Source organism: Mesorhizobium sp. M7A.F.Ca.US.006.04.2.1, from assembly GCF_004022915.1.
Classification (GTDB): Bacteria; Pseudomonadota; Alphaproteobacteria; order Rhizobiales; family Rhizobiaceae; genus Mesorhizobium; species Mesorhizobium ciceri.
In genome coordinates, this window is the sequence record NZ_RZQA01000365.1 from 1 (window position 1) to 5,954 (window position 5,954).

Sequence of the window (5,954 nt, forward strand, 5' to 3'; positions counted from 1 at the left end):
ATCCCGGAGTTCGGAACCGCCGAAAACCTTGTCCTCGGCTGGCAGCGATCGCCGGAATATTGTCGCGGTCCGTTCCTCGATCGCCGCAAACTGGCTGAGTTGGCGAGGCGCAAGATCGACGAATACAAGGTCGCGACCGCCTCGGCGGACCTCCCGGTGGAGCGACTGTCGGGGGGCAACGCGCAGCGTGTCATTCTTGCCCGCGAGTTCCAGCATGCGCGGCGGCTGTTGCTGGCCAACCAGCCGACGCGAGGGCTCGACGTTGCGGCCTCCGAATTCGTCTACGAGAAAATCCTGGAAAAGCGGGCCGCGGGCTTTGCGATCCTGCTCGCCTCAGAGGAACTCGAAGACCTGCTGCGCCTTTGCGATCGCATAGCGGTCATGTTCAAGGGCCGGATCATGGGCATCGTGCGACCCGAGGAGACCAGCCTCCTCGAACTTGGAATGATGATGGCAGGCGATGCCAGCCAGCTTACGCAGGGAATTCAATGATTTCATTTCAACGACGCTCGGGCAGCAGCCTGGGATGGAACGTCGTCTGCTATTCGGCGGCGATATCAGGTGCTCTCCTGGCTTCCGCTGTTTTGCTGAGGCTTTCCGGCGGCGATCCTGCAAGGGCCTTCACGGCCCTGATCGTCGGTGCATTCGGCAGCCAAGGCGCATTGCTCGGTTCGCTGGCGAAGGCGACCCCGCTGTTGCTTGTCGGGCTGGGCACGGTGTTCGCATTCAGGGCCAAGATCTGGAACATCGGCCAGGAGGGGCAGGTGTTCGCCGGCGCGATGGCCGCCTATTGGGTGAGTTTCTGGATAGCGCCATTGCCAGGCTGGCTGGCCGTCTGCACACTCGCGCTGGCCGGAATGGCGGGCGGCGGCGTGCTCGGCCTGTTGGCCGGCGCACTGAAAACCAGGTTCGGCACCAGCGAGATCATTTCGACGGTGATGCTGAATTACGTCGTCATGTACCTGCTCGCCTACCTTCTCGATGGCGGCCCCTGGATGGCGACAGGCGTGACCGTATCCTATCACCAGTCGCCGCCCATCGATCCAAGTCTGGAGTGGCCGATCCTCTTGTCCGTTGGGGCGGGAAAGCTGCATGTCGGCTTCCTGTTCGCTCTCGCCGCCTCGGCATTCGCAGCGGTGCTGCTCGACAAGACGTCGCTGGGCTACGAAATCCGCGCGTTCGGCTCAAACCCGACCGCGCTGACGTTTCGCGGCACCAATGTGCGCGGGCTTCTGCTGACCGTCATGCTGATGTCGGGGGCCCTGGCGGGACTGGCTGGCGCCGGCGAGCTTTTCGGTGTCTCGCACCGGCTGCGTGCCGAGACGCTGCTTGGCATCGGCAGTTCGGGGATCGTCGTTGCCATGGTGGGAGGACTGCGCCCGAGCGGCGTGATGATCGCCGCCCTGTTCTTCGGCGCGCTGGAAAGCGGCACGATCTACATGCGGCTGAAGAGTGGCACGCCGGCAGGCCTGGTGTCGGCGATGGAAGGGCTGGTGCTTTTGTTCTTTCTCAGTGCCGCCGTCGCAACGCGCCTTCAGATCGTGAGGAGGGAAGTCCATGCTTGAGCTGCTGCAGGGCCCGCTTCTGATAAGCCTCCTGGCGGCGATGGTCCGCATTGCCACGCCATTGCTTTTTTCGGCAATGGGCGAACTCGTCACGCAGCGCGCGGGCATCTGGAACATCGCTGTCGAAGGCACCATGCTGATTGGCGCCATTGTCGCCTACATGGTTGCCTCGACAACCGGATCGCCTTGGCTGGCTCTGGCGATAGCCATCCTGGCCTGCGCCGCGAGCAGCCTGATCATGTCGTTCGTCACGATTGTTTTGAAGGCCGAGCAATTCGTAGCCGGCCTTGCCCTCAATCTTCTCGCATCGGGCGTGACGCTGTTCTGGTTCCAGGCCTATATTGGCGGCCGCGAGGCGCCGACCTTCATCGGCTTCGACCAGGTTCCGATCCCCTATCTGTCGGATATTCCAATCCTGGGGCCGGTGCTGTTTTCCCAACGCCTGCTGACCTATGTCAGCTTCCTGGTGCCCATCCTCGTCTGGTTCTTTCTCTACCGAACGAAATACGGCCTTGAGGTGCGCTGTGTCGGCGAAAATCCGAAGGCGCTTGACGTCAAGGGCCTGCACGTCGGCCTCAGGCAGTGCCTCGCGATCATGTTCGGCAGCATGATGTCCGGCTTCGGCGGCGCCTTCCTGATGCTTGGCTATTCGGACAAGTTCGTTCCCGATCTCATTGCCGGCCGCGGCTGGCTGGTCGTGGTCGCGATCATCGCCGGCAACTGGATGCCGTTCCGGATCGTTGGAGCGATCTTCATCTTCGCGTTTCTGGAGGCGTTGGGCATCCATGCGCAAGTGGTGGGGATTCCTGTCCCCCACCAGCTGTTCCTCGTCTTGCCCTATGTGGCGTCACTTGTGCTGCTTGCGGGCTTGCGGTCGCGCACCCATCAGCCGGTGGCGCTCGGCATTCCCTACAACAGGGAATAGACCCTGCTGCTCAACCCGCCGGACGGAAAGGCCTTGCTAGCGAAGCCGGGAAGTGCAGCGCCAGCATTTGCCGGTTTCGCGAGATCAGCACCAGAACGATGATTGTCGCGAGATAGGGCAGGGCCGAGAGCAGTTCGGACGGCACTTCCAGTCCGAGCGCCTGTCCCTGCAGCTGGAGGATCGTCATGCCGCCGAACAGCCAGGCGCCAAGCAGGATGCGCAGCGGGCGCCATGTGGCGAAAACCACCAGCGCCAGTGCGATCCAGCCTTTGCCGGCAGTCATGTTCTCGACCCAGAGCGGTGTGTAGGCGACGGACAGATAGGCGCCCGCCAGGCCAGCCATCGCCCCGCCAAACAGCACGGCCATGTAGCGGATCCTGATCACGGGATAGCCGATCGCATGCGATGTCTGCGGTGACTCGCCGATCGTTCGCAGGATCAGCCCGGCCTTCGTGCGGTAGAGAAACCAGCTGATGGCAGCGAACATCACCAGAGCCAGGTAGACCATGGGATCGAAGCGGAAGAGCAACGGACCGATCAGCGGCAGATCGGACAGAACAGGGACGTTGATGCCGTGCAGCGCCTCGATAGGCTCGCTGCCGAAGCCGCGGCCAAGGAAGGCCGACACGCCGGAACCGAAGATGGCCAGCGCCAGTCCGGCCGCATATTGATTGGTGAGGAAGGTCAGTGCCAGAACGCCGAACAGCAGCGAGGCGGCGGCACCTGCCAGGGCGCCAGCAAGGATCGCAACCGGCATTGGATAGCCCGCTGTGACGGCCCAGAAAGCCAATGCCGCGCCCATCAGCATCATGCCTTCGATGCCGAGGTTGAGCACGCCGGACTTCTCGACCACCAGTTCGCCAAGTGCCGCGAATATCAGCGGCGTGGCGGCGATGACGGTGCCGGTGAAGATGGCGATGAACAAATCCATCAGGCTGTCTCCAGCGCGTGCGTGTCTCGGGCCGGCCGTATCAGGCGGATGCGATAAAAAATGAAGAAGTCGGCGGCGAGCAGGAAGAACAGAAGGATGCCCTGGAAGATGCGCGTCAGCGCCGAGGGCAGGCCCAGCGTCATCTGCACGCCTTCGCCGCCGAGGAAAAGCAGCGACATCAACAGCCCGCCAAGCACGATGCCGAAGGCGTTCAGCCGGCCGATGAAGGCGACGATGATGGCCGCGAAACCGTAGCCGGGCGAAATCTGCGGCGAGAGCTGGCCGAGCGGCCCGGCGGCTTCCGCCATGCCGGCGATGCCGGCGGCCGCACCACCCGCCATCAGCCCGATCCAGACGGCGGCAGATTCGCGAAAGCCGGCATAGCGGGCGGCAAGCGGTGCCGCTCCGCTCACCGACATCTTGTAGCCAAGGAAGCTGCGGTCAGTGAACAGCCACATCACGAACACGGCGACGACGGTGATGAAGATCGAAGGGTTGAGCCGATAGGCCGGGTCGAAGGATTCGAACAGGGCGGCTGTCGGCAGAAGTGCCGTCTGCGGGTAGTTGAAACCGGCCGGATCGCGCCACGGTCCATGCACGAGATAGGACAGGAACAGCGTCGCGATGTAGGTCATCATCAGCGTGACCAGGATCTCGTTGGTGTTCATGCGGGCGCGCAGGAAGGCAGGGATCGCCGCCCATGCCATGCCGGCGCCCATGCCGGCAACGAACATCAACGGCAACAGCAGCACGCTGTCCGGGTTCGGCCAGAAAAGACCGACGCCGCTCGCCGCAATCGCGCCCATGGTGAACTGGCCCTCGGCGCCGATGTTCCAGACATTGGCGCGGAAGCCGATAGCCAGCCCACACGCAATGAGGATCAGCGGCGAAGCCTTGAGCAGCCATTCCGACAAACCGTTGAGGGAATTCAACGGCTCGACAAAGAAGGCGTAGAGCGTCGGCAGCGGATCGTGTCCGAGCGAGGCAAAAAAGATCGAGCCGACGACCAGCGTCAAAACCGACGCCAGCACCGGCGCCGCGACGCGCATTGTTGCCGAAGGCTCCGGCCTTTGTTCAATCCTGAAGCGCAACGTCGCCACTCCCAATTGCCATTTGATCCGTGCCCATCGTTCGACCGGTCATCAGCAGCCCGACCTCTTCGCGGTCGGTCGTCTTGCGTATCAGCGGCGGTGACACGCGCCCCTGGCAGATCACCAGAAGCCGGTCACAAATCTCGAACAGCTCGTCGAGTTCTTCGGAGACGACGAGCACCGCCGCGCCGGCGCGGCTGAGGTCGACGATGGTCTGGCGGATGAAGGCGCTGGCGCCGACATCGACGCCCCAGGTCGGCTGGGAGACAAGCAGAAGCTTCGGCTCGAGCGCGATCTCACGGCCGACGATGAATTTCTGCAGATTGCCGCCCGACAGGCTTTGCGCCGTCGAAGCCGGACCGTTGGCCTTGACCTTGAACCTGTCGATGATGCCAGCTGCGAAGGCGCTGGCTTTGCGCCGGTCGACCAGGCCGTTGCGGACGGTGCCGAAGCGATGGGCGGTCAGAACCGCGTTCTCCCACAGCGTATGCGACGGTACCGCGCCACGGCCCAGCCGTTCCTCGGGAACGAAGGCGAGACCGAGCTTGCGGCGCTCGTCGGCACGAAGGCGAGCGGCAGCGGTACCGTAAATCCTGATCGCGTCGTTGTTGTGATGCGTGCGTTCGCCGCTGAGCAAGGCGATAAGCTCCGCCTGGCCGTTTCCGGACACTCCCGCCAGGCCGACGATTTCCCCGCCATGAACGTTGAAGGAGACGTCCTTCAGATCCACGCCGAAATGGTCTCTTGCCTTGACCGAAAGGTTGTTGACCTCGAGCACTGGCTTCTCGCTCGGGGTCGGCGGGCTGACATGCATTTCCGGCAGCTTCGAGCCGACCATCATGCGGGCGAGCTCGAGCGAGGTCGTCTCTTTCGGCCGAGCGGTGCCGGTGACCTTGCCGTTGCGCAGCACGGTTGCGGTGTCACAGAGCTCCTGCACCTCGTCGAGCTTGTGGCTGATGTAGACGATGCTGCAGCCTTCAGCGGCGAGTTGTCGAAGCGTCTCGAACAGCTTGACCACCGCCTGTGGCGTCAGCACGGAAGTCGGCTCGTCGAGGATCAGAAGCTTGGGCGCCTGCAGCAGGCAGCGCACGATCTCGACGCGCTGCCGCTCGCCGACAGAGAGGTCATGCACCTGGCGATGCGGATCGATCGGCATACCGTAGCGAAGCGAAAGCTCGCGGATCTTGGCGGCAAGCGAGGGCAGATCGAAGGCGCTGCTTGCCGAGAGCGCAATGTTCTCGACCACTGAAACGGATTCGAACAGCGCGAAGTGCTGGTAGACCATCTCGATGCCGAGCGCGCGCGACGTCGCCGGGTTGTGCGCCGCGATCGGATTGCCGTCGCAGAAGATCTCGCCGGAATCGGCCTGTGCCGCGCCATAGATGATCTTCATCAGGGTCGATTTGCCGGCGCCGTTTTCGCCCAGCACGGCGCGGATTTCG

At 63.4% G+C, this 5,954-nt stretch carries 5 protein-coding genes and 1 pseudogene; 3 read left to right on the plus strand and 3 right to left on the minus strand.

Annotated elements, in window-relative coordinates:
- The 3 genes and pseudogenes from EN925_RS19525 to EN925_RS19535 form a co-directional block, all read left to right on the plus strand.
- Positions 1-492 (plus strand): annotated as a pseudogene (locus EN925_RS19525) (ABC transporter ATP-binding protein); the annotation flags it as partial.
- Positions 489-1,565, plus strand: a complete 1,077-nt coding sequence (locus EN925_RS19530) for an ABC transporter permease (protein ID WP_127368540.1) — start codon at positions 489-491, stop codon at positions 1,563-1,565. The pseudogene EN925_RS19525 and the gene EN925_RS19530, both read left to right, overlap by 4 nt.
- On the plus strand, positions 1,558-2,490 hold the full coding sequence (locus EN925_RS19535; RefSeq protein ID WP_013529890.1) for an ABC transporter permease: 933 nt from the start codon (positions 1,558-1,560) through the stop codon (positions 2,488-2,490). Before EN925_RS19530 ends, EN925_RS19535 begins: the two co-directional genes overlap by 8 nt.
- A 10-nt stretch (positions 2,491-2,500) precedes the next feature.
- Here EN925_RS19535 and EN925_RS19540 read toward each other — a convergent pair whose 3' ends face one another.
- From EN925_RS19540 to EN925_RS19550, 3 genes are all read right to left on the minus strand, one after another.
- On the minus strand, positions 2,501-3,421 hold the full coding sequence (locus EN925_RS19540) for an ABC transporter permease (protein WP_127368539.1): 921 nt from the start codon (positions 3,419-3,421) through the stop codon (positions 2,501-2,503).
- Positions 3,421-4,470, minus strand: a complete 1,050-nt coding sequence (locus tag EN925_RS19545) for an ABC transporter permease (protein ID WP_224621515.1) — start codon at positions 4,468-4,470, stop codon at positions 3,421-3,423. The genes EN925_RS19540 and EN925_RS19545 overlap by 1 nt, the downstream gene beginning before the upstream one ends.
- A 25-nt stretch (positions 4,471-4,495) precedes the next feature.
- A partial coding sequence (locus EN925_RS19550) for an ABC transporter ATP-binding protein (RefSeq protein ID WP_164894284.1) occupies positions 4,496-5,954 on the minus strand: 1,459 nt, incomplete at its 5' end.

Coding starts and splice junctions, on each gene's coding strand:
- EN925_RS19530 (WP_127368540.1), top strand. CDS start 489: ATGATTTCATTTCAACGACGCTCGGGCAGCAGCCTGGGATGGAACGTC.
- EN925_RS19535 (WP_013529890.1), top strand. CDS start 1,558: ATGCTTGAGCTGCTGCAGGGCCCGCTTCTGATAAGCCTCCTGGCGGCG.
- EN925_RS19540 (WP_127368539.1), bottom strand. CDS start 3,421: ATGGATTTGTTCATCGCCATCTTCACCGGCACCGTCATCGCCGCCACG.
- EN925_RS19545 (WP_224621515.1), bottom strand. CDS start 4,470: ATGCGCGTCGCGGCGCCGGTGCTGGCGTCGGTTTTGACGCTGGTCGTC.